We start from the raw sequence: 24,574 nt of genomic DNA, 5'->3' as shown, positions 1-24,574 counted from the left end.
AGAATGATAGCACTAATAACATAATCAGGAGGTGTTGTCATGAATATAAGTGGTTATGCAGCACAGAACACATACAGTATTAAACAAGCTTTGAATATGTCTATTCTACAAAAAGCTATGAACCAGGATGCCACAGCTGTAAGTATGTTGGTTGAAGCTATGCAGAATGCAAGCAGAAGCATGATGGAAAATTCAGTAACTCCAAATAAAGGTGGCAATATAGATATTTCAGTTTAGAACTAGGGTACTCAGAAATGAGTACTGTTTTTTATATTAGCCTTATCGAAAATTGCTATCAAAATTTGAAGGATACTTTTCTGCTATAAAGAATATCAATAGAAGGAGAGGAGGGATTAACTATGAGCTTACTAAGTGGTTTGATGGGAAATGCATCAGAAGTAAATATATCTGAGGTTCAAAAGGAGTTCTTACAGATTTTAGCTGACAATGAGAACATTGAAAAAGCTTACAAGCTAGTTAGAGATATGTTTATCTTCACAAATAAAAGATTAATATTAGTAGATAGACAAGGGTTAACAGGAAAGAAAAGTGAGTATCATTCAATACCTTACAGAAGTATAACGCATTTTAGTATTGAGACAGCAGGTAACTTTGATTTAGATGCGGAGCTAAAGATTTGGATATCTGGAACTCAGTTACCGATTCAAAAACAGTTTAACAAAAGCCTTAACATATATGAGCTACAGTCCGTATTAGCTTCGTATGTTTTGAAGTAAAATAGATAGCAGTTGGGATCACGAGATAATACTTTCTTTTTCCGGCTGCTTTTATAATATTCATATAAGGAAAACGTTGAGATTTCAATAATGAGATAACGCACTAAGTATAATTAGTGTGTTTTTAAAGTGTTAATGTATAATATTTATCTATGAAAGATCTGGGAATCAACCCAAAATCTCGTAAAGGGTAACAATTATAAATTCTGGTGGAACAGAATATATAATCAAAAGAGCCGTTACAAAATAACCTCTCATAGATAGCCATTTCATCGTTAGACCTCCTTAGCATTTTATTGAATGATAATATAGTATATGTTCTGGTGGATGATGGGTGTGACTTTAAAATTGATAGAAGGAATGAATGAGGTATATGGAACTAACGCCAAAACAGAAGACATTTATAAATTACTATATTGAGTTAGGCAATGCCAGGACCTGGTGCTCCTACTCCAACATTACCTGGGCAAGTTGGAACCGGTGGACTGTTGACGGAAGCAATGAAAAAAGGAGCAGTGAACATGCTTCCAGTTTTTAGTGCCGAAGCAATAACAGCCTTCTTAAGTGGCCTTCCTATTTTAGGTTTAGCGGGTATGTTAGCATCTGATAAAATAGCATCTTTTGAAGTAAATGAATACGACGCAGAATAACTTTTTCTAGGGACTTAGGTCCCTACTTTTTCTTTTTCAGGCAAAATAAGAGGGGTTTTTCCACAAAAATCGAAATATATAGACAAACGTATTTTGGAGGGAATAGTGTGCACGGTCTTATTATTATTTTATCATTTCTCATACTACTCATAGGCACATTAGCGATCCAGGATAGGCTAATAAAATCAAAATATAAATATGGGTGGTTTAAGGTGTTTATTCCATCTATAGTATTAATAGTTATTAAAGAATTTTTTGGATATAAAGCGAATTTAGTAGGTGGGGAGGTAGGATTAGAATACTCTTTATATTCCATAGGATTTGGTTTGGTATGCATTGGAAGCTCTGTTTATGGTGCTTGGTTGATTTATAAGTTGAGAAAGATATAAAATTCATGTATTTGAGTTTTATAGGATGTACATGTGGCGATAAGGCAACATCAGGATATGTTAATATCATAACTATGAGAATCTAATACAGAGTCTTATATATATTGGAATATACTCTCGATATATAAGGCTTTTTTCTTTTCATTATTCTGAATTAAATTTGGAATTTTGATTTATTGTTGATAAAATGATTTAGGTTTCCTATAAAATCGACACGATATTATAAATTTTTCATATGCTATAATCTATGCTTTAATATGGGAGATAGAGGAAATTTGAAACCAATAAGGAATAGAAAATAGAGGTAAAATAGAATCTATCTCATGTATCTCAAGTGGGCTTGAGCTCACTTTTTCTTGTTCATTACACCATTGGAATAGTTAGACATGCTCCTGATGATAGTACAATAAATATTCAACATTTTTTCGTTAAATAGAAATTAAGTGAAATTTATTGTGGTTTTTAAAACGTATGATCTGCAAAGTATATGGACTTTGGTTATCTATTTCTATTGTGCGAAATGTATTTTTGCAGTAGGATTATTGTATTATTTCTATTAATTATCTTTTTAGAAGAATTATTGAGAAAAATTGTGTTTACTGGTATTTTGAGGAGGAAAATAATGAATATAGAGATTAAGAATAATTGTTTAAATATTGATTGGAGCTATGTATCTGAAACTTTAAAAAAAGTTGGAATGGCATATTATGATGCTAAAATACATAAAAAGGCTTTTGAAAATAGCCATACAGTAGTGTTTGTTTTTGACAATGGAATATTAATTGGCTTTGGTCGTGCAATTTCAGATGGAGTATACCAAGCTGCAATTTATGACGTAGCAGTATTACCAGAATATCAAGGAAAAGGAATAGGAAAGATTATCGTGAACAATATTTTAAAACATCTTCCAAATTGCAACTTCATATTATATGCTTCACCTGGCAAAGAGGTATTCTACGAAAAGTTGAATTTTAAAAAAATGAAAACAGGAATGGCATTATTTCAAAATGCTGAAATAATGCAAAAGAAAGACTTTATAGAATAAGTAGAGGTATACTCCCTAACTGAGCGCTTTATACGAGTAATATGCCGTTTATTGAAAATGTTTAAAGGAAAATATTTTGTCAGCTATGATTTCGAGAATCAAAAGAGAGTTCAAAATGTGTCCTAGAACACAGTGAGTAAGGCCAGCTACAGCGAACTGAATGTTTTAGTGCTGTATTGAAATTGACATTCGGAAATAACAGCTTCTTATTCCAAAGAGACGCGGAAGCCATAGTTCAACAACGCCAGAATATGGTGCTAAAGTAAAATATATTGAAATGTGGTCTAAACTATCAGACCGTTGTGATATGAATGAGATTAAAAAGTGTGTGAAAATATTTGTTAATGAATTTTTACATGAGGACGTTTTAAACGTTGAATTATTAAATATTCCAACATATGAGGAAGCAAAGTTATCATATGATAAGGATTATGCACCATACATTATATGAGGATAGGATATGCTTAGTTTGAAAGATATATATCATGTCTAGACATATTAGGGGATAATTGAATTAGCTATAAAATGTAACTATTTTGTGTCTAGGTTATTGATCTAAATCCAATTGTGAATTAGTTATATATTACGAATCTAACATTATTATGTAGAAGGAGGAAACTTATGGACCAGCTAATTTTATTTTCAAAATTTCCATTCGTTCAGACAAGTGAAATTACTCTTAGAAAAATAGAAAAATCTGATTTAGATGAGCTTTACTCAATATATAGTAACGAAAACTTATTCAAATATAGACCAGGAGAAGTAAAAAGGAATAAGTCTACTGTTGAAAATATGATTTCTCATTTTGAAAGAGATTTTGGCAAAAAGAAAACCATATTTCTTGGAATTTGTCTGAATGAAGATTTGAAAAGGATTATTGGGATTGCTGAAATATTTGATTTTGACACAAAAGTGAACATGGCTACGATTGGATACACTTTAAACGAAGATTATTGGGGACATGGTTTTGCTACTAAAACAGTAGAAGCATTACGTGATTATTTGTTAAATACTATCGGAATAAATAGAGTGCAAGCCTTTGTTATGCCTAATAATATCAAGTCAAAAAATGTGTTAGAAAGAAATAAATTTACAAAAGAAGGAACAATAAGACAAGGGGCAGTTTGGAAAGGAAATGGTGTTATTGATTTAGATTTGTATTCATTTTTAAAATCAGATTTATAGTTCATGAACAATACATGAGACTGTAAAATAATTTGTGGAAGAGTAAAAAAAACTCCTATTTGGCATTGAAAGTACTACTGGCAGATAGGAGTTTTTTTATGTTTTGTCTTAATTTTTAAACAGAATAAATCTATTCTGCCAGATGAGAGATCCTTCCAATACAAACCCACAGAATTATTTATACTCCTCGTATTTTATGCTCATTTTGTAAGGTTTTCTATGGCGGCAACAGCTTCGATTTCCACCAATTGATTTGTATATCCTAATACTGTAACTCCAGATAAGGTGCTTGGGACATCATGTTCACCAAACTCTGTTCTTATTGCTCTCCATGCAGTTACCAAGTCTGATCGATTTTGAGATGCTACAAGAACCCTGGTATATACGACGTTTTCAAGTGAGGCACCGCACTCCTTCAATACAACTTTCAAATTCTCCATACAAAGTTTTGCTTGAAGATCATAATTATCTAGGGCAGACACTTCTCCATCTTTATTAAGAGGACATGCTCCTGCTAGGAATAGTAAATCCATACCCGGAGGTACTTGAGCAGCGTAAGCATAATCAACGGAAGCTAGATTTGTTGAGCGAATTAATGATATTTTCTTATTCATTTTGATCCCTTTCTTTTGTTGTAATATCTATACGAAATATCATAGAGTAGTTTTTTATTTTTTGCTCATTTCTCTAAATTTAAGTATTTCGTATTTTTCTATAATTGCTACTTAAAACTTGATGATTTATTATTTCGATGCTACCTATAAATGTCCTTTAAAAAAGTAGACTTTATTGGATGATTCCTAATTGATATAAACGGGTACCTGTATTTATATAATAAATTCCATACTTACTGTAATACTTAAAAGAAATTTGACATCAATAACTCAATGCTTAAGGCACTATTTTTTATTTTCAATGACAAAATATTACAATCTTTCTGTAATTGACAAGCTAAAATATAGATGAGTAGAAAATTTTGGAGTCTATGTACTGAATAAAAATGCCACAGTGCAAAAAAAGATCCATAGCAGGAGGTATTATTATGGAACTATCTCTTGAATTAAGAAGAATGTTAGTTGATTTAGGAGCTTCTTTAATTGGTTTTGCAGACTTGAGACAACTATCTTCGAATTGTAGAAAAGGTATGGAATATGGAATTTCAATCGGAATTGGATTAAATCCTCTAATAATTACAGGGATTGAAAATGGTCCAACCTACGAATATTTTGAAGAGTACAAACGAGTAAATAATCTTTTAGACACATTGGCTTTAAAAGCAGGAAATTTCCTAGAGAATGCTGGACATAAAGCGATTTTTAGAACTGCAACAGAAGTTGTTGCGGATTCTACATATAGCACAGATTTACCTCATAAAACTGTTGCTACTCGAGCAGGACTTGGATGGATCGGAAAGTGTGCACTTCTCGTGACACCAGAGTTTGGTTCTGCTGTAAGAATAACTACAGTTTTGACGGATGCTCATCTAGAAGTTGGAGTTCCAATTAATGAGGCTAGATGTGGCAATTGTAATCAGTGCGTCATATCTTGTCCAGGAAATGCGTCAAGTGGAGAGAATTGGAGTATAAGCAAGCATAGAGATGAGTTTTTTAATGCAAGTGAATGCCGTAAAACTGCAAGGCAAAAAGCTGCTAGGATAGGTATCGATTCCACTATATGTGGTAAGTGTATAGAAGTCTGCCCGTGGACTAAAAAATATGTTAAATCATCTAACAAAGTAATCTAGATTGCTGAACATATTTTCTTATATTTTGAAAGCGTCTGGAATGCAAATCATCATATGAAATTGCCTTTTTATTATCTAAAGTATTTTTTCAGAAATTTCAAGGTATCTTTTTGGATACTATAATACAAAAAAGTACTTAATTGTAATAGTAATATTTATATTTTAAAATGATACTATGCACTATCAGTGGCTTTAATTGAAGGAGGAGGAATTTAATAATATGCTCAAAGAAATTAGTTCCAGAAGAAGTATACGGAAATATATTGACAAACCAGTTGAAGATGAAAAAATCATTGAGATTATCGAGAGTGCAAGGCTTGCTCCATCTGGCTCTAACACGCAGCCTTGGCATTTCATTGTAGTGAAATCTGATTTGACTAGGCAAAAACTAGCTGAAGTATCGAACAATCAAAAATGGATGATATCTGCACCGGTTTATGTAGTCTGTGTTGCAGACATACGCTCTAGAACTGAAGCAGATATAGCAATCTCTCTGGATGAAAATAGCCCGCAAAATGAACTCAAACAGATAATTAGAGATACATCCATAGCAATAGAACATTTAATACTCTCTGCCGAAAACTGTGGATTAGGTACTTGTTGGGTTGCTTGGTTTACGCAGGAAAAGATTAGACCGATCTTGAATATTCCGTCTGACAAATATGTAGTCGGTATCATTACACTCGGTTATTCAGATGAGTCACCTAAGGCTCGACCGAGAAAGAAGCTAGAACAAATAATTCACTATGAAAATTGGTAAAAATCAAGATTACAAAATAAATGTAGATCAGATAGAATAAAAAGTAGGGGGGCATAGTATGGAGAACACTGCTTTGTTAATTGTAGATGTTCAAAATGCATTAGTTGATGAAAAACCATTTAATATAGATCGGATTTTATTCAACATTAAAGAATTATCAGATGCATGTAGAGTGAATGGGATAGAGGTTATTTATATACAACATGATGGTGAAAAAGAAGATTACTTAGAACCTTTATCGCATGGATGGGATATTCATAACTCAATATATCCTGAGCAAGGAGAAAAAATTATTCGGAAAACTCATAATAGTGCATTTAAAAATACAGAGTTAGAGGAATACCTTGCTAGGAAAAATATAGAGACATTGATATTAGTAGGCATGCAAACGGAGTATTGTATTGATACAACATGCAGAGTAGCTTTTGAAAAAGGATATAATTTAATAATGCCAGAGGAAACCAATACAACTTTTGATAATGGAGATTTGTCTGGAAGTGAAATATATACATATCATAATTTTAGAATCTTTAAGGACAGATTTGCAGAAGTTAAAAGTTTAGATGATATTATAGCAAGAATAGAAAAATAGATATTTGGATCAATACTTTGAGATTCCCAAATATTTTATGGGTGAATGAAATAGAGTTCATATCTGGCAATATATCAGAGGTGTTGAAGGATTTAAGTAAAAAAAGAAGAGTGTCCTATGTTTCCCCTGACTAAGAGCTTTGGTGGAACTAAAGAGCTCTAACATAATTATTCAACAAGCATAGTATAGTAGGCTGAAGAGGACGGTTTGCTAAACCGTTAGACCGGGTAACTGGTGCGAGGGTTCGAATCCTCCTAAGCCCACCATTAATAAGTTGAAGGAGAAAAGTTCAAAGAGATAAGTTAAAAAGTTTACAACTTTAATATCCGGTGACTACAGCGAAGGGGTCACACCTGTTCCTATACCGAACACTGAAGTCAAGCCGTTCAGCGCTGATGGTACTTAGGGGGTAGCCCCTTGGGAGAGTAGGTCGTCGCTGGTTTAAGTAACGCAAATTTCGAGAGCCTTACTCGAAGAAATTTCGTTGGAGCGATGAGCAAGTGTGAGAGCAGCGTGCGAAATTTTTAAAAAACTTAGAAGAAATTTCTTCTGAGTTTTTTTATTTATGCACACATTATTTGTTTTAGGTATTATACTAGGAAGAGAAACATGAGCGCCAAATTACGATCTTTAGCGTAGCATACTATAAACGATGCATGTAGGACTGTGTGAGTTACAGGAGACATATTCATACCGGATTTCCTTCATTACTTACAAAAACAGCCAGGCTATGCTAGTATGAGGGGGGAGTAGACCATGAATTATATTGCATTAATGAATGAAGTCATTGATTATATTGAAGAAAATCTTAATACCGCTATTAATATAGACGAATTAGCTAATCGTTTTTGTGTATCAAAGTACTATTTCATCAGGATTTTTAAAGCGGTTACTAATTATACGGTTAAAGAATACGTTGACAAAAGAAGAATCACGGAAGCAGCAAAGGAACTTATTAAAAATAAAAAGAATATTATTGATATCGCTTTTGAATTTGGTTATGAATCCCATGAAACATTTACGAGACAATTTAAAAGAATTTTCTCCATAACGCCTATGGAGTTAAAGAAAAAGGGTGCTATTATTTTCGGTTATGAAAAAATAATAATTGTTGAACGAGATTTTAAAAACTTAAATAAAGACTTAGTAGTAGATTTTCAAGTAGTCCATGAAAAAGAATTAAAATTACTTGGAAAAATGACGCAGTTTGATCCGAGTAATGAACAATCAATAGCAGAATTAACTCCATTTGTAGAATCATTTGTTTCTGATTATATTGAAAAGAGAAATATCTGTAGAATGTATAATGTTGTGATGAACCAAAATGAAATTAGTCAATTTGGATATTTTACAGCATTTAAGTATCAAGATAATATACAAGAAGTAGATTTAGGTGAAATGGTAATTCAAGAGACTACTTATGCTGTATTTAAGTACAGAGCGGATTTAGGTGAAATACATAGAACTGTGATGAATGATATTTGTAGAACGATTGTCATTTCAGATCTTTCTTTTAATAAAATCGGAATTGAGTTCTTCTTAGTTTTTGAAGAAGACTATTTTGAAACGAATGAATATACCATCTATGTACCTGTGAAAAAATAATTACTGCAAATATTGTCAAGAAACCTTTTTGTTAATATGCTAATCTACTTATAGATTAATCAAAGAGGTGAAAGAAAATGATGCAATTGAATGGAATACAAAATTCATATGAGGCTAACGGTCAGGATTGCTTTAATTATATAGCTAGATATGGAATATCTAATGTTCAAATACAGGGAGTAATTGAATTTAAAGATCGAATAAATTCAATACTTTTGCAGCAAGCTGTCAGATTATCAATAGATGTGGAGCCGATCTTAGGATGTCGTTTTGTAGAAAATGAAAAGAAAGCCTATTGGGAGAGATTTAAGAATATTGATGAAATAACATGGTATACCTATGAAGAAAGCGAAGATAAAGATAAAGCGATAAACGACTTCCTTACAGATCCTTTAGGATTAGATGGACAACAGCAGGTTCAGGTAAAACTCATTCATTCTAGTAAAGGTAGTACTATATGCATAAAGGTAAATCATGCATGTTCTGATGCTGGTGGTGTGAAACAATATTTATATCTATTATCAGAACTATATACTCGATTAGAGGATGATTCAAAATATAGACCTTTATTAGTAGAAAGTAGAAGAGATGCAAAATATTATTTTGATTCCCTTGGTATTGAAGAGCCGATGGCATTATTTAATCCTCAACAAGGGTCGCAACAACCTACTTGGGCATTTCCGTATCATGGATTAGAATTGTCTGAAATGCACATAGAGACATTGAGATTTTCACCAGAGAATTTTAAAAGGATAAGCACCTTTGCCAGAGAAAAACAAGTGACTATAAACACGATGATTTTGACAGCTTTCTATAGAAGTATGTTCGATATGTTAATGCCTGAACAGGATGAAGAGATGGAGATTTATGTTACAACTGATTTGAGAAAATCTGTTCCTGAAGATAAAAAGCAAACTATTTGTAATTTATCATCCATGATGAACGTTAGAATAGCTAGAATTGAAGAAGAATCCATTGAAAAGACTCTACAAAGAGTAGCTAAAGCAGTAGATATGTTAAAGAGTAAAGATGCGGGTTTATCAACCGCTGTTATGTTTGAAGCATTAGGAAAGATTGAGTATTCTCATTGTTTACAGATCCTTCAAGGGGCTAGAAAACAAGCGATAGAAAGTAAAAAGTCTTCTCCACTGTTGTCTAATATTGGAGTTATCTCTATACTAAGGTTTGGTAATATAGATGCCAACGATGCGTATATTGTTACTCCTAGTATGTATGCTCCAGGGTTTATGCTTGGTGTTAGTAGTTATAAGAATACACTCACACTGGTAGTCAGTTATTATGAGCCATCGACAAGGAAAGAAGATGTCGAACAACTTCTTAATAGAATAAGAGAAGAATTAGAGGCTGTTGATAAAAAATAGTGCTTAAATTATAATTATCATCGTGCTATTTGTATTCTTTGGTTATGGCTTATAGGGATAATTGAAGCTGGAGTAAACTCCAGCTTCAATTATTATAGATACAATTATTATTCAAATATTAACTGATCCTTAAATACAATTTTTAAGCATGAATGCCAAGAGCTGTTATTATATAGTGAAATAAGTAATATACGGTTGTAGAAAATTAGAAATTTAGGCATTACCTAGGATGAGATCAATGATGTTTACAAGGAATAAAAGAGAGACGAGATGAGCTTATAGAACTCATAAAAAACTAATATTGATATGAGCTCCTGTGAAAAACAGTTAATTACTTGGATGAGGTTAACCTTACGCTTACGTTTATGTCCGAATCATGAGGGTATTTTTTATAAATATCCCTGTTAAAGATTTATATTATGGAAGGAAGTTGTAAACCTAAATCTGCTATCGGAATCTTCGACAATAATTTTTCGAAGCATTAAATGATTCCAATCAACCTTTAATTCCATTACTCGGTTTTTCCATACGGACGAATCTTTAAATGTAATCCTACAAAAGTCTATTGATTGATTAGGCTTTTCAGTTACTTCGATTTCTTTAATGTCTTCACGCTGATTGTCAAATATAAAAAACTTATTCGTACTTAGTATTGGATCGCTGTTAAGCGAAGGGCCGACCCCTTTCATATCCCTATCAGTATCAGCATTGCATGCGAATCCTAAAGACTCACCTTTCCTTAGATTATAGGACCATGACCATCCATTAACTTTTACGTCGCTGGCATAAAAATATGGTTTAGAGAGTACAATTTCCAATAGGCCATCATCCTCAGGGCAAAATGATTGTGGCAGATTGCGCTGTGTCCCTTCAATATGTATCTTTGATCTGTTGAAGTATTCGAAATCTGTTTCAAATTTATAACTTCTACTGAAAGCTATATTATTTAGTGTTTCAATAATCTTGTTTTTTTCACTTTCCGTTGCGATTCTGAATTCCATTGTAGATGTCTCGGCATTCGTTTTAAGATATTCTGATCTAGATTCCGATTCGGGTTTCTTTTCAGCATCCTGCAAACTTTCTAAACTGGATTCTAAAGAGAGTTCATTTCCATTTTTCGATGTATTTTCCGAACCAACTTCTTTTATGTTAAATCTCATGGCAAAAATAAAAACGAAAAAAAGTAAAAAACTGATAGTTATGATAAATGATTTATTTTTCATGTTGACCCCTCTCATGCTATACTTTCTGAAGCATCATTTCTAGTTATGATATATGTGTATTATATCAAAGTGGGATGAAATAAAAAAGAAACAGAATGATTATAGATTGTCAATAATGGAGGTGTAACTGCAGCATCAAAAGAAATTACATTTGAAATATATTTTATAGGTATCTATTATTCAAGATGCATTCTCCTATAATTTTAATGATAGTGAGCATATAGAGTTCCGGCTGCTTTCAAGTGATGACTCGATTGAAGAATTAACACAACTTCTTCACAGGTCATATAAGATTTTAGCTGACATGGGGTTTAACTATTTAGCAACTAGGCAGGATAACAGCATAACATTACAGAGAACAAGTCAAGCATATAAATGTTATGTAGGTATCTATAAGCATAAAATCGCTGCTACAATATGTCTTTATAGTCCAACACCTTCAGATAAAAGTAGTTGGTATAGTAAAGAGTATATATCTAAGATTGGACAGTTTGCCGTTGAGCCCGAATTGCAAAAATACGGAATCGGCAGTATAATGATGGATATTGTTGAAGCTGAGGCCAGAAAGATAGAAAATGTGAGAGAAGTTGCATTAGATACTGCAGAAACAGCATACCATTTAATTGACTTTTATAAAAAAAGAGAATACAGATATATAGAAACTATACAATGGGATGGTATGAACTATAAGAGTTTAGTATTAAGCAAATCGCTACGTAAATAAATGAAAGCTCCTGTATAATACGCTAGGAGCTTTTAAATGTCACTCAATAGTTATAGCATTGCATTCAGGAAATACATATTTAGCGCAATAGGGAAGACTAAAATTCAAGGTAATAGATTTATTATTCGCCATAAGTAGTAGACATCGTTGCCTTGTTATTTGGAGGAAAATGCCGAGGTAGTTTATTTTTTCAATGAGGATGCGTTCGATTGATTTGTTGTAGTATTTACTGTTTAAATTAGACTTTTCAATGGTGCAGACAATCCTAATAGCGCAAGTAATAATAGTAGATGTAAGTAACAATACGGCAGTAACTACATCAAAATGTAGAATGTGAACATAAAAGATAACGAGTGGCGAATAATTTGATTTCAGTCTCATATAGGAGGTGACCGACTGAGTGACAAATGAAAATCATCAAAAATAAATGAAAATACTCGTTATCTTTTATGTAGAAGGAACGGGAAATGAATCCCAATTCCTTGAAATCTAACAACCGATTCCCCCAATTCCCCCAATCAGAGGACAGCAGAAGAGGATGACCAGCAACAGGAAGAAGAATAGTAATTCATCGCCTGTACCAAATAATCCTTTACAAGGTCCTTGGAATAGTACTACAAGTAATAAGAAGAACAGTAGCGAAGATTCTTCACCTGGCTTGCATCCGAAAAACTTACTCAGTACTTCACCTACGAGTTTTCACCTCCTTTATGGTTCTAGAGCAGGTTGTCTCTTTTTCTAGTACATGATATTCAGGACATAGGAAAGCGTGAAAATTGTTTATTGGCTATATGGAAATATTTTTTAAAAATAATGAAAGCAAACCATGGAGTTATCCCTGAACATAAAATGCATAACTAGGAGAAAAGATTAGATTAGTTTCTGTAAAATGATAGCATGAAGCGTTTGGGAATTTTTACATGTTCATTAGGCCCATCCGAGGATATTAAATATGTAGTGGAATAAGATAGCAATTGAGGAAGGAGCAACATAATATGGAATGTCCTGTTTGTGGAGAAGAATTGACTCAAAAAAGTTCATGATGCAAGAAATGTCCACGGTGTGGATATGAGGAATAGCACTTGTTTATTAGATGTTATTTATACTTTAAAGATATTTCTATGAATGATTCTCAAAAATGTTATATTTAAGAAATTCTAAGCGCAGCATGTTACATAAGGATAAAATTTCTTAGAAGAATACATTCTTATCACTGCAACATACTAATAGTGAGGTGATTATATGAAAAATAAAAGCCAAAGTAATAATACAAATACTCACAACACTCCTGAATTAGTAAAAGTATATCATGAGCAACAACAGTGGATACCAAGTGAAGATAAACCTTTTACCAGTAAAAAGGGACAAGAAAATATCAATAAGAATAGATAATGAGGAGTCCAACATGGGCTCTTTTAAGTTGGAACAATATTAAACAAATGGTTGATTATGTCAAGAGTGTCGGGACCAGCACATGGCGCTGAGTGGTTCAACTCCACAAAATGATAAATTGTCAACCTCAAATTGTGTCGATGGCAAGATTATATGAAAACTACAATTTTCATTTGAAAGGTGATCAATATGAAAAAGAAAGATAAAAATCCCATAAGAGTTGATACAGCGGTCCAAAAAGATATGCCAAGTATCAATAACTATTTTGATTCGAAAATTGGAGAGACACCTGGTGCTGAATCTGTTATTGAAAATATGGAAAAGAAAGGGCAATTAGAAGCTGAAAAGATAATAAAAGAATTTGAAAAGAATGGAATAAAAACAATCTAATTTAAAGAGCTCAAATAGGGCTCTTTTTCATTGCCAAAAAGGATGGTGCCTATGTATGAAATAAAGTTTAAGAGCGATAAGCGCTGCATAGATCAGACTATTGAACAGAATAAGAATCAATGAAAGCTATTATATCAATTAGATACAGTGACTCGGATGCTTGCCGAAAAAATAAATGCCATGATACAGAGATTCCTATATAAGGTATAAGTGTATAAAAAAGTGCTATCCCAGCTAGAGTAGCGCTTTTTTAAATATGCAATAGAGTGACGGTATTTATTTAGTGTTCTCCTATGTATGGTTCGATAGTTAATACAAATAATAATAATGCTTTATAAGAAAAAGTAGGAGGAGTATACATATGAAAATGTTAAAAGAAAATGTGTATTGGGTTGGCGCCAATGATTGGGAAGTTAGATATTTCCATGGTTATGAATTATCAACCCACAGAGGATCCACATATAATGCATATCTAATAAAGGATGAAAAGAATGTTCTCATAGACACTGTATGGGAACCACTTGCAGAAAATTTTTTGGAGAGACTAAAAGAGGTTATTGATATAAGCAAAATTGATTATGTAGTAGTAAATCATGCAGAGCCGGATCATTCTGGTGCATTACCTGCTATTATGGAATATTGTCCCAATGCAGTGATTATCTCATCCAAAAATGGAGAAGAAAGTATAAAGAGGCACTATCATAAAGAATGGAATATTAAAGTTGTAAAAACCGGAGATAAAATTAATATTGGTGAAAACGACATGATATTTGTTGAGGCACCTATGCTACATTGGCCAGATAGTATGTTTACGTATCTAACAGGAAAAAATATATTATTTTCTAACGATGCCTTTGGGCAGCATTTTGCGTCTTCAGAGATATTCAATGACGAAGTAGACGAAACGGAAGTTTACCAAGAAGCTTTAAAGTATTATGCCAATATATTGACACCCTTTAGCAAGCTTGTTATTAAAAAAATAGATGAGTTGAAATCCTTGAATCTACCAGTCGATATGATCGCACCGAGTCATGGTATCCTTTGGAGAGAAAATCCTATGAGAATCGTTGAAAAATATTATGAATGGGCAACAGGCAAATCCGACAATAGTGTTGTTATATTTTACAATTCTATGTGGGGAGCAACCAAAAAGATGGCTGAGCATATAGGTGATGGCTTAGAAGCAGCAGGGATAAGCTATAAAATCTATAATGTGGCCACAGCAGATAAAAATGATGTACTTACTGAAATATTTAAGGCCAAAGGTATTATATGCGGGTCTTCTACAGTGAACAATGGAATACTTAGCTCATTGACACCTGTATTAGAAGAAATGCAGGGACTTAGATTTATTGATAAAGTTGGGGCATCATTTGGAAGTTATGGTTGGAGTGGAGAATCGCCAAAAGTATTAGAGGAATTCCTTAGAAAAGCGAAAGTTAAAATCATTCAAGAGCCTATTAAATTCAAATATATCCCCAATGAGGAAGAACTGCAAGCCTGTGTTGATTTTGGAAAGAGCTTCGGAAGTAAACTGGCATTAGAAATGTAAGCGGTAATTGACAGGTATAAGACTCCTGTTTCTTCTATGAACAGGAAGTTTCTGTTTAGGATTTAAATCTCAAGGGACCACTTAAAAAATAAGGAGAAAGACTTTTATGACAATCTTGTTGAAAAGCAACTAATATTTGACTTGGGTCAAGGTTTTAATTTGCTATGCATTTTATAATAAAACTATAAAAGGAAAAATTAATGAAAAATAAAAGGAGGAATCATCGATGTTAACAAAAACATATCAGCTTGAAACATTAACATGTCCCAGCTGCACAATGAAAATTGAAAGTGCTGTGAAAAAGATAAAAGGTGTTCAGGATGTGCAGGTACTATTCAATGCCAGCAAGGTTAAGGTAGCATTTGATGAAAGCGCAAATGACGGAAGCGAAATCAGAAAGACAATTGAGGGATTGGGTTTTGATGTCTTAGGAGAAAAATAAGGCGTTAATGGAAGGGAGAGAATAGATATGTTAAGGATCAGTAAAGGGCAGCGGGTAATGATATCGGGTATCATGATCGTTATCGCTCTAATGCTCAACAAGGTTAAAGTCTACCCTGGCATATCTGATATTTTGATGATTGCTGCAGCTTTCATCGCTGGGTATCCTATCGCATTAAATGCAATCAGGGCTTTAAGATACAAAATACTTGGAATAGATGCACTGGTTACCCTTGCAGTGATAGGGGCACTATTAATAAGAGAATTTTGGGAGGCTGCAGCCGTTACCTTCCTGTTTATGCTGGGGAATTATTTAGAGTCTAAAACTCTTGAAAAAACAAGGTCAGCCATTAAAGCGTTATTAGACTTAGCACCAGACGCTGCAAGGGTTATTAGAGCTGGAGTGGAAAAGGAGGTATCTCTAGAGGAAGTCGTCGAAGGCGATATCGTCATTGTTCGACCAGGAGAAAAGATACCTGTGGATGGAATGGTCTTAGAGGGAAATGCGTATGTTAATCAAGCACCCATCACAGGGGAATCTATGCCAGTCAATAAGGAAAACGGGGATGGTGTTTTCTCTGGAACAGTTATCGAATCAGGATATTTGAAAGTAAGAGCAGATAGAGTAGGGGAGGATACTACATTTTCAAGGATTCTTCAAATGGTTGAGGAAGCTCAGGATAAAAAGGCAAAAACTCAAAAATTTCTCGAAGTCTTTTCAAAATACTATACCCCAGGGATTATGGTACTTTCAGTAATTGTTTTTATCATCACGAGGGATATTGAATTAGCGCTGACCCTACTGGTAATCGCATGTCCTGGAGCCCTCGTCATATCCACACCTGTATCTATTGTTGCAGGTATCGGCAATGGAGCCAAACGGGGTGTGTTAATAAAAGGTGGAGAAATCATAGAAAAGCTTGGGACCATAAAGGTACTTGCCTTTGATAAAACAGGTACCCTTACAGAAGGTAAGCCAAAGGTAACGAATGTCAAATCCTTTGGATTGGATGAAGAGGAATTGTTAAATATAACTGCTAGTGCAGAGATGTATTCAGAGCATCCACTGGCAAGAGCAATATTAGAAAAAGCTAACTTGACACTAGGAAATAGTTTGATTACACCAGAGGAATCCCAGATCATCCCAGGTCAAGGACTGAAGGTGAAGCTAGGGGATAAACCTATATTGGTGGGAAATAGAAAGCTCATGGGTGAAAATGGGATTATAATTTCTCGGGAGATTGATGAATATCTAAAGAATGAGGAATCTGAAGGCCAAACGGGTGTTATTGTAGGAGATTTAGAAAGGATTTTAGGTGTCATTTCAATTGCTGATACCATTCGAGAAGATGTAGATCAGCTCATAAAAAGATTGAAAAACTTAGGTGTCAAGAAGGTAGTGATGCTGACTGGAGATAACAAACGGGCTGCAGCAGCCATTGCTAAAAAAATAGGCTTAGATGATTATTATGCAGAGCTGCTTCCAGAAGATAAGGTGACTATATTGAAAAAATTACAGGATGAATTTGGAACAGCAGCAATGGTTGGGGATGGAATAAATGATGCGCCTGCATTAGCTTCTGCAGATTTGGGCATTGCAGTAGGAGGCGCGGGAACAGAGGTTGCTATGGAAACAGCAGATGTCGTTTTAATGTCTGATGAAATAAAGAAGCTTTCTTATGCCATTGGGTTAAGTAGAGCAACGGTAAGAAATATGAAACAAAACATATATTTTGCAATTACCGTGGTAGGAATGCTCTTGGCAGGGGTATTGGTTAAAGTAGTATTTCTCTCATTCGGAATGCTCATACACGAGTTGAGTGTCCTCGTTGTTATCATCAATGCAATCAGGCTGTTGAAATATAAAGGGAATTAAATCAAAGGGCATGGTGAATGATGACGATTATCAATAAAACAATCTAAGTTAATTATTCTAAGTGCACATTACCAAGCTTTTTTATATAGTAGTAAATCTGAAACATCATAATGAAAAATATTATCAATTAATAGAGTGATAAAAATAGAAAAAACAATAAAAGTTAGTACAAATTATAATAAATATTATAAATACGTTTATTTAGATAAATTTCAAGCTAATTTGATTACTAGATTTAAGCAATATAACTTCTAAAATATTTCACTTAATATTAGATTGACTATGCAAATATTAATTACTATGAGAATATGGAGAAATAGTCGAAATGATTGTAAATTAGCTAGTTAGGAAGAGCTTATATCTTCGGATACAACTATTCTTTAAATGTATATTTAGGGAATAGTTAAGATGATTGATAAGTATTCTCATTAAAATTATGAATTTGTTGTCTTAGTACGTATACTTCTGTTGTTTCACAACGTTTCTCTCTCTAAACTATTAAAATATGTTATATAGTGCTCATTCATCTAAGCAAAACTGACACCGTATGAAAAACGATGTCAGCTCTTAGTAAGTTTAAATTATCCTGTAGAAATTAGGGCTATTCTACTATAGACCTCTTTATTTTGAGGCTTCAAACAGGGTTCACTTTACTAAGTCCCTGCTTTTCGATTGATTTTATTATCTATTTTTATGTGGAAATTTCTCATCTATTTCCCAAGATTCAACAATTCTATGAGCCCAGCGCATAACATAGCCCATCTCCATCAAGTATGCAATCAAAGCTACTTCAATCATTTATAAGATATACGGATCCTCAGGAGTGGGCCCAATAACAGTAGGTGGAATCGTAACTTGACGATTCTGCAATACTTTCAATGTTAGGAAGATAACCATTTTTTCTTCAATACTCTTAAATTGTTTTTCTTCAAAAGGTATTTTATAGCCGTCTGGTCGAACATGGCCCAATTGCTCATCAAACTCTACAATTCTGCTGCTTATTAATTCGCAGTAAGGAAGTTCATTGAAGAATTCTGTACTGATTTGATTAAATTCTGACAGATCACCAGACATTAAGCGGTCTTTATCGGCAAATTCCGGACCATGTAGTTTTTGTTGTTTTAGATATTCAAACTCCACTGAAGTTCTAGGAATAGGACTTAATGGTGAGATACCATTGAAAGCTACGGGAGTGATACAGCTCCAAGGTACATCTATTGTGCAGTGCTTAATATCCCCACAAAAACTTTGATTGTTGGAGCAGGTACGCGTTGCATATTGGATATTCTTACGAACAAATCCCTTGATAAAGAGCACGTTTGTTTCTTGAATAAGGAGACATTGAGTAACTTTCAAATGTTTTTTGATATCTTTGATTTCCCATGCATATTCTGGTAGATCGATAATTGAATTTACATTGACTTGGACAGTTAGTTCTGCAAGAACAACAGGTACTTTAGCAACTGCACCAGTAGTTAATGGAATAATAGCGGCAGGTGTACTCACACAGTCCCCTGTAGTCTCACCTGTTACTATCGCGCAACTTGAATGATGCGGCTTTAGTGAAGTTACTTCTGCTTTGGGACTATCATAAACATTATTTCTGCTGTAGCACATAGTTTTCTTATAATGTTTACCACCGTCACAATTATTTTTGGAGCTGCATCCTTTGTTTAAATTGCATTGCTTGTTCCAAGGCATTATGAAGGACCCCCCTTTATATATTTTTACTTTTAGATAAGGATCAAATAGATAATTTGTCTCCCACCTGGTACATGCTATTCTCATTAGTATAAGAATGTTACAAAACGACAGAAGAATTTGCAACGCTAATAATAGATCAAGGCAACTTGTCGTTAAGATTAATTAGACAAATTGCCTCAAAGAAGAGTATTAATCGCCTATCGGATTTTCGATGAGGGTAGCGAAAATAGTCTCATGAAAATGACCATCTTCTAATGTCGTTATATCCACAATAAGGTGAACGTGCTTCCCATTGCCTATATTAATGGCAGGACCTGTTTCGGCAGCTAGTTCATGTAGGTGGTTTTCGTAAAAATCAGTATTAGCAAATAGAGCATGTTTGTGATCACCCTCTGGCAAAGGGATTATTTCACTGGTAACTCCTGCAAAACGGTGGTTGTGTCTGTTATCACCTTCATCAGCTAATTTAGTGCTTCCAAGGAATTCATGAGTATGTGTCTGGCATGAGATTGTTGGGCATGAATGCTCTAGATTATCTGGTTTACCAAATTTAATTTGCATAATTGCTTTCACCTCCTTATACTAAAATGTATATTTACATGTAGGATTCATGTCAACATGTATCAGCACTTCATAGTATTAGGAACATGTACAACTTGTGCTAAATGTGATAAGTCCTAAATAAAAAGTAAGAAAACAAGCTCTATCAAATTCTAACAATCTATGTTTAATAAAACATCAAAACCTGCATTTCTATGTCAATACAGGTTTTGATGTTTTAAATTGAAATATTTGTGTTAAATCAAGAAATTACTATGATATACTCCGTTCTCTTTACTTTCTTCTATCAATCTCTTTTACGATTTTATCGATGAGATCATAAACTTCAAATCCGCCTCTTTCACTGATCATTTCCATAGTCGCTATGGAAGACATAGTTTTAAAGAGTATTGGATTTTTTAGCTTGCTAAATTTTGGTGAAAGATGGAACAAGAATTCTTTTACAAAGGGATATTCCTTTACCAATTCTCCTATGACTGTCTCTTTTGTGATACCGTACTTGTTTTCTTGTTCTTCATGTTCTTTCTCTTTGTCATTAGCATCTTCTTTTTTGTCCTTCCAAGACAGGAGTCTCTGACTTCCAGTTAGTCCTCTAATTCGAGTAACATCCTGCATCATTTCCAATACACCTCTGAAATTTCCTGCTTCATCTCTTACTGCGTTGTAAATAATATAGATAAACTTTCCGCCAATTTCGAGCCAAAACTCGGCTTCATCATGTTCTCCTGCTCTGAAGGCTCGGATAATTTCCTCAACTGTATCTACGCTTTCTCTTGGATGACAATTTTGAACTTCTCTTCCGATAACTCCTGGGCTTCTTGGAAAAACTCTATGTTTGGTGTCACTGTAAAACTTTACAATGTCATTCTCGTCTACAAAAGAGAGATCTACCTGGAGATGCTTGAAAATAAGATTGATCTGTTCAAGAGTAAGTTTTCCTTGACTGACATCGAGTACTTCATTATTCGAGGCATTAGCGAGCATACCGTGTTTTTGTAATACATTAGCCAAATCCTTCAACAATTCGTTATTCGAAGAAATATGAATATCTTTTTCCGCTTCATTTCCATATGATGGCGGGGATTCAATCAAGCAATAACCAATCTCATCGTCTCCTTTTCTCATCTTAACAAAATCTTGATCAGAAAGTAGATCCATTGAAGTTGGGTAAAGAATTTCCTCTTCTTTGACCATCATATCCTCTACCATCTCAATCACTTCATCTTGAAGCTTCAAAAACTCCTCATCCTGATTAGCTTCCAAATGTCCTTTAGCTTTTTTCATAATGTCTTTAATGTTATTCTCTAATGTCCACATTACTTTTGATGGCTTATCAAATCCTTTACTTTCTAATGCTGGGTATAGTTGATTTTGTTTTCTAGAAAAATGGATATCAATCTCACTTAGTTGATCGTAGAGTTCTGCCCATTGATTCTTGATAAAACTTTTCTTGAGTATCCGTCTCATCTGATCCAAGACGTTCCGAATTGCAGTCACTTCGTCCATATAGGTTTTGATGGGATGACCATCCGGCAGATTTAGTTTGTTGGACACCAGTAGCCCATCGAATATTTCCAATATCTCGTCCATTCTCTCTGCAAGTACATCATCTGAAATGCCGTATCTTTGAAGATACTGCTCACATATGGCAAATTCCTGGGGCGTAACTTGATCAAAAGATTCTCTCATTTCTTTTTTTGCTTCTTCAAGAGAAATCTTTCTATTTAAATAATTAAGTTTTATGTTCATAATCTTTTCAATCTTTTTGTCATCAAGATCTAGATGTTCTCCCATTTTGATTTTCTCAAATTCAGCTTTAGGAGTAAAATAAACATGAAACTCTTGATCGCTTATTTTTTCTACATGTTTATCAAAGCCTTTTTCTTCCATCATTTTGTACATGGGAAAAGGTTCAAAATCTTTAATAATGTGTATTCCTTCGTTTGGTTTTAGGTCTTTAACTGTTTTTGTAATGCAATCTTTAAAGGATTCATGCTCTCCTCGACCATCTATGGTAATGTATCTGATTTCTTTTTCCATCTTCGTGCCATCCCTTCTCCTTTATTTTTGAATCAAGTGTTTTAGTAAAAACTTTCTTATGATAAATTTTTCTACATTTTATCTACTTTATACCTTTTGTTTTCTTTATATCTAGATTTTAAAAAACAACCTGAAATCAACATTCCTGGCTGTTTTTTAAAAGGATATAGTCAATTACATTTTAAGGTTTAAAGACAACAACTAAAAACATTTTAAACTGCTCTTTTGCAAGAAGGGCATGGGGGATTCCTGCTGGCATGACAATGACATCACCCTTTTTAGCATGGAATACTTCTTCGCCAATTGTAATTTCTGCCTCTCCATCAAGTATATGGACCATCGCATCTCCACTTGAAGAATGTGAACTAATCTCTTCTCCCTTATCAAAAGCGAATAAGGTCAAGCTTAGATTTTTCCCTTGAGATAAAGTTCTGCTAACTACCTGTCCTTCTCGATAATTCACTAAAGCTTCTAATTCCACCACCTTTGAAAATTCAATGTTCTTAATCATTTGTTCCATGATAACCCTCCTTAAATAATTATATCTTTTATGATAAGTGAACTCTCCTATAACCTATAAAATACTTTTACCCAATCAAGATGAAAATATTTGTAAGCTTTAAAATTATTCAACTTTAAAGATGCTTTCTTATGCATAAGGATAACATATCCCCATTCTAGTGCCTGTGACTACAATCACATACGTGAATAAATATTTTTTAAAGGCTTTCATGCAATGACTGTACAGGATGAAATACAGCGTATGTCTGGTCTGTGGCACTAATTTAAACAAGCGTTCATAAGTGGTGGTAGGGTAATATCTTTTCAGCGACAAATATTTGACAGGATACACTTTTCGAAGTATACTTTTCCTTAAAAAGACGCTTTCTTTATATTTACTATTTTCATTACGGGAGTGGCGACTATGACAAGAAAAATGATCAAAGTACATAATAAGTCAGATAAACCTAATAATATCGTTCAAAAAGAAAACGAGATCATAGAAAAATGTATCGAACTGGAAAATATCTTGCCTGATTTCATGAAGGATTTCTTCCTATATTTAAAATCCGGTGTTGCCTTAACAACAAGATTTGCTTACTTGCAAGATATTCATTTCTTTTGCAAATATTTGGTGAGCGAAAAGACAATAACAAAGGCTAGTGATACACAAGATATTCTACTTGAAGAATTTAGCCAAATTAGGGCGAGAGATATCAATCGTTTCATAGGAGAGTTCTGTACCCGTTACACTGTAGAAAAACAAGATTCCATTACCGTGATGGAAAACCATAATCGTTCTCTTGCCCGTAAAAAATCATCCTTGGCTGTACTATTTAAATACTTATATAGGGATGAGCTGATCCCCGAGAATATAACGGATGGCTTTAATCCCATAAGGCTTCCAAAGCCACAACCCGATGCAATAAAACGTTTAGAGATTGATGAGGTAGCTATATTATTAGATGCAGTTGAAAAAGGTGAAGGACTTACAGAAAAAGAGATTGAGTATTGGGAAAAAACAAAATTAAGGGATAAGGCCATTCTCCTACTCTTTGTTACCTATGGGCTAAGATTGAAAGAACTTCAGCAGTTAAATATAAGTTCCTTTAATTTTGGAAGAGGAGATTTTAAGATCTATAGAAAACGTGGCAAAGAAGTAAGCATGCCTTTGAATAAGTCGGTAGAAAAGGTTATAAAGGATTATATTGAAAAAGAACGGCCTGGTGAAGTCCATGTTTCAGAAGAGAATAAAGACGCATTATTCCTTTCGCTGCAGAAAACAAGAATGACAGAAAGAGCTATTCGGGAACTGGTAAAAAAATATACCTCCATTGCCCTAGGAACCACAAAGGATCATGGATATAGTCCCCATAAGCTGAGAGCAACGGCAGCTACATCATTAATACAATATGGGTTTTCTATCTATGATGTACAAAACTTATTAGATCATGACAATGTCACAACGACACAGTTATATGCTGCTCATAAAAAGAATGTTAAGCGAGAGATTGTTAATAATTTTGAGTGGTTAGATGAATACGATAATAATGAGAAATAGCCCTAAAAAGGGCTATTTCTCATTATGTAAGAAGCTTTAATTATTCTTGAATTGGAATCTTAATAATTTGGCCGGGATAAATATCAGGTGTGGACAAATGATTTAATTGACTGATTTCATATATAGTCTTTCGTACATCCTTATGGTTAGGCGTACATTGTTTTGCTAAGCTCCATAGCGTATCTCCGGACTTGACACACATTTCGTAGTACTGCTGCTCTACAGCTCCTTCGGCAATATTTAATTTTAATAAAAGGATGCAACTCAAGCTAATAACGATAGCCAGAATAAGAATCGATAAGGAAAATCTACTTTTATTTGCGACATATATTTTCTTTTTCATTATTTACAGTCCTCCAAACATGTGTTCTTTTTCTTTATTTTAGCAGAACGGATGTTCTGTGTAAATAGTTTTTTGAAAAAACAGGTAAAGTGAAAGACTAAATTCCAGTTTGTAAGACTAAATTCAATCCTATGGATGTTACTCTTACACGTCTCTTTCAGTATAATAAAAGTGCAG

At 33.7% G+C, this 24,574-nt stretch carries 26 protein-coding genes and 1 rRNA gene; 20 read left to right on the top strand and 7 right to left on the bottom strand.

Annotation, left to right across the window (positions count from 1 at the left end):
• Positions 1-39 precede the first annotated feature (39 nt).
• The 7 genes from HNQ80_RS20080 to HNQ80_RS20055 all read left to right on the top strand — a co-directional run bounded on the left by HNQ80_RS20080 (position 40) and on the right by HNQ80_RS20055 (position 4,006).
• The gene (locus HNQ80_RS20080; RefSeq protein ID WP_184312482.1) at positions 40-237 is read left to right on the top strand and encodes a putative motility protein; all 198 of its coding nucleotides are present in this window, start codon (positions 40-42) and stop codon (positions 235-237) included.
• Between the two features lie 122 nt (positions 238-359).
• Positions 360-737 carry a PH domain-containing protein gene (locus HNQ80_RS20075; protein ID WP_184312481.1) on the top strand — a complete coding sequence of 126 codons (378 nt, stop codon included), beginning with the start codon at positions 360-362 and terminating at the stop codon, positions 735-737.
• 428 nt (positions 738-1,165) lie between these two features.
• Entirely contained in the window at positions 1,166-1,387 is a 222-nt protein-coding gene (locus HNQ80_RS20070) for a hypothetical protein (protein WP_184312480.1), read from the top strand.
• 107 nt (positions 1,388-1,494) lie between these two features.
• Positions 1,495-1,776 (top strand): hypothetical protein, encoded by a 282-nt coding sequence (locus HNQ80_RS20065; protein WP_184312479.1) that lies wholly within the window; start codon positions 1,495-1,497, stop codon positions 1,774-1,776.
• A 622-nt stretch (positions 1,777-2,398) separates the two neighbouring features.
• Entirely contained in the window at positions 2,399-2,821 is a 423-nt protein-coding gene (locus tag HNQ80_RS20060) for a GNAT family N-acetyltransferase (protein WP_184312478.1), read from the top strand.
• Between the two features lie 307 nt (positions 2,822-3,128).
• Positions 3,129-3,272 carry a hypothetical protein gene (locus HNQ80_RS25720; protein ID WP_207727117.1) on the top strand — a complete coding sequence of 48 codons (144 nt, stop codon included), beginning with the start codon at positions 3,129-3,131 and terminating at the stop codon, positions 3,270-3,272.
• A 170-nt stretch (positions 3,273-3,442) separates the two neighbouring features.
• On the top strand, positions 3,443-4,006 hold the full coding sequence (locus HNQ80_RS20055) for a GNAT family N-acetyltransferase (protein ID WP_184312477.1): 564 nt from the start codon (positions 3,443-3,445) through the stop codon (positions 4,004-4,006).
• A gap of 200 nt (positions 4,007-4,206) precedes the next feature.
• Here the strand turns inward: HNQ80_RS20055 and HNQ80_RS20050 are convergent, their stop codons facing one another.
• Positions 4,207-4,620: a RidA family protein gene (locus HNQ80_RS20050; protein ID WP_184312476.1), complete on the bottom strand. Its 414-nt coding sequence runs from the start codon at positions 4,618-4,620 to the stop codon at positions 4,207-4,209.
• Positions 4,621-5,006: 386 nt separating this feature from the next.
• Here HNQ80_RS20050 and HNQ80_RS20045 point away from each other — a divergent pair, with 386 nt between their 5' ends.
• From HNQ80_RS20045 to HNQ80_RS20020, 6 genes are all read left to right on the top strand, one after another.
• Positions 5,007-5,750: a 4Fe-4S double cluster binding domain-containing protein gene (locus HNQ80_RS20045; RefSeq protein WP_207727116.1), complete on the top strand. Its 744-nt coding sequence runs from the start codon at positions 5,007-5,009 to the stop codon at positions 5,748-5,750.
• Between the two features lie 220 nt (positions 5,751-5,970).
• Positions 5,971-6,510 (top strand): nitroreductase family protein, encoded by a 540-nt coding sequence (locus tag HNQ80_RS20040; protein WP_184312474.1) that lies wholly within the window; start codon positions 5,971-5,973, stop codon positions 6,508-6,510.
• A gap of 58 nt (positions 6,511-6,568) precedes the next feature.
• Complete coding sequence (locus HNQ80_RS20035) at positions 6,569-7,102, top strand: cysteine hydrolase family protein (RefSeq protein WP_184312473.1); 534 nt, start codon at positions 6,569-6,571, stop codon at positions 7,100-7,102.
• Positions 7,103-7,427: 325 nt separating this feature from the next.
• Positions 7,428-7,544, top strand: a 5S ribosomal RNA gene (rrf, locus tag HNQ80_RS20030).
• A gap of 314 nt (positions 7,545-7,858) precedes the next feature.
• Complete coding sequence (locus HNQ80_RS20025) at positions 7,859-8,707, top strand: helix-turn-helix domain-containing protein (protein ID WP_184312472.1); 849 nt, start codon at positions 7,859-7,861, stop codon at positions 8,705-8,707.
• Positions 8,708-8,784: 77 nt separating this feature from the next.
• Positions 8,785-10,089, top strand: coding sequence for a condensation domain-containing protein (locus HNQ80_RS20020; RefSeq protein WP_184312471.1), 1,305 nt, complete (start codon positions 8,785-8,787; stop codon positions 10,087-10,089).
• A 404-nt stretch (positions 10,090-10,493) separates the two neighbouring features.
• On the opposite strand, the gene HNQ80_RS20015 is transcribed toward HNQ80_RS20020, so the two are convergent.
• Positions 10,494-11,312 carry a hypothetical protein gene (locus HNQ80_RS20015; RefSeq protein ID WP_184312470.1) on the bottom strand — a complete coding sequence of 273 codons (819 nt, stop codon included), beginning with the start codon at positions 11,310-11,312 and terminating at the stop codon, positions 10,494-10,496.
• A 304-nt stretch (positions 11,313-11,616) separates the two neighbouring features.
• On the opposite strand from HNQ80_RS20015, the gene HNQ80_RS20010 reads away from it, so the two are divergent.
• From HNQ80_RS20010 to HNQ80_RS19985, 6 genes are all read left to right on the top strand, one after another.
• Complete coding sequence (locus tag HNQ80_RS20010; protein WP_184312469.1) at positions 11,617-12,036, top strand: GNAT family N-acetyltransferase; 420 nt, start codon at positions 11,617-11,619, stop codon at positions 12,034-12,036.
• 1,242 nt (positions 12,037-13,278) lie between these two features.
• A complete protein-coding gene (locus HNQ80_RS20005; RefSeq protein ID WP_184312468.1) occupies positions 13,279-13,428 on the top strand; it encodes a hypothetical protein in 150 nt (49 codons plus the stop codon).
• Positions 13,429-13,617: 189 nt separating this feature from the next.
• On the top strand, positions 13,618-13,818 hold the full coding sequence (locus HNQ80_RS20000; protein ID WP_184312467.1) for a hypothetical protein: 201 nt from the start codon (positions 13,618-13,620) through the stop codon (positions 13,816-13,818).
• Between the two features lie 361 nt (positions 13,819-14,179).
• Positions 14,180-15,370, top strand: coding sequence for an oxygen-binding di-iron domain-containing protein (locus HNQ80_RS19995; protein WP_184312466.1), 1,191 nt, complete (start codon positions 14,180-14,182; stop codon positions 15,368-15,370).
• Positions 15,371-15,596: 226 nt separating this feature from the next.
• Positions 15,597-15,812 carry a heavy-metal-associated domain-containing protein gene (locus tag HNQ80_RS19990; RefSeq protein ID WP_184312465.1) on the top strand — a complete coding sequence of 72 codons (216 nt, stop codon included), beginning with the start codon at positions 15,597-15,599 and terminating at the stop codon, positions 15,810-15,812.
• Between the two features lie 27 nt (positions 15,813-15,839).
• Positions 15,840-17,687, top strand: coding sequence for a heavy metal translocating P-type ATPase (locus tag HNQ80_RS19985; protein WP_184312464.1), 1,848 nt, complete (start codon positions 15,840-15,842; stop codon positions 17,685-17,687).
• Positions 17,688-18,485: 798 nt separating this feature from the next.
• Here HNQ80_RS19985 and HNQ80_RS19980 read toward each other — a convergent pair.
• From HNQ80_RS19980 to HNQ80_RS19965, 4 genes are all read right to left on the bottom strand, one after another.
• Positions 18,486-19,388 (bottom strand): CsxC family protein, encoded by a 903-nt coding sequence (locus tag HNQ80_RS19980; protein ID WP_243183443.1) that lies wholly within the window; start codon positions 19,386-19,388, stop codon positions 18,486-18,488.
• A 192-nt stretch (positions 19,389-19,580) separates the two neighbouring features.
• Entirely contained in the window at positions 19,581-19,952 is a 372-nt protein-coding gene (locus tag HNQ80_RS19975) for a YmaF family protein (protein WP_184312463.1), read from the bottom strand.
• A 273-nt stretch (positions 19,953-20,225) separates the two neighbouring features.
• Positions 20,226-21,992: a PAS domain-containing protein gene (locus HNQ80_RS19970; protein ID WP_184312462.1), complete on the bottom strand. Its 1,767-nt coding sequence runs from the start codon at positions 21,990-21,992 to the stop codon at positions 20,226-20,228.
• A gap of 181 nt (positions 21,993-22,173) precedes the next feature.
• A complete protein-coding gene (locus HNQ80_RS19965; RefSeq protein WP_184312461.1) occupies positions 22,174-22,512 on the bottom strand; it encodes a cupin domain-containing protein in 339 nt (112 codons plus the stop codon).
• A gap of 405 nt (positions 22,513-22,917) precedes the next feature.
• Here HNQ80_RS19965 and HNQ80_RS19960 point away from each other — a divergent pair, with 405 nt between their 5' ends.
• Positions 22,918-24,054, top strand: coding sequence for a tyrosine-type recombinase/integrase (locus HNQ80_RS19960; RefSeq protein ID WP_184312460.1), 1,137 nt, complete (start codon positions 22,918-22,920; stop codon positions 24,052-24,054).
• A gap of 40 nt (positions 24,055-24,094) precedes the next feature.
• Here HNQ80_RS19960 and yneA read toward each other — a convergent pair whose 3' ends face one another.
• Entirely contained in the window at positions 24,095-24,397 is a 303-nt protein-coding gene (gene yneA / locus HNQ80_RS19955) for a cell division suppressor protein YneA (RefSeq protein ID WP_184312459.1), read from the bottom strand.
• Positions 24,398-24,574: the final 177 nt, after the last annotated feature.

Source organism: Anaerosolibacter carboniphilus (genome assembly GCF_014205875.1).
Taxonomy (GTDB): domain Bacteria; phylum Bacillota; class Clostridia; order Peptostreptococcales; family Thermotaleaceae; genus Anaerosolibacter; species Anaerosolibacter carboniphilus.
This window is presented reverse-complemented; position numbering and strand designations above follow the sequence as displayed.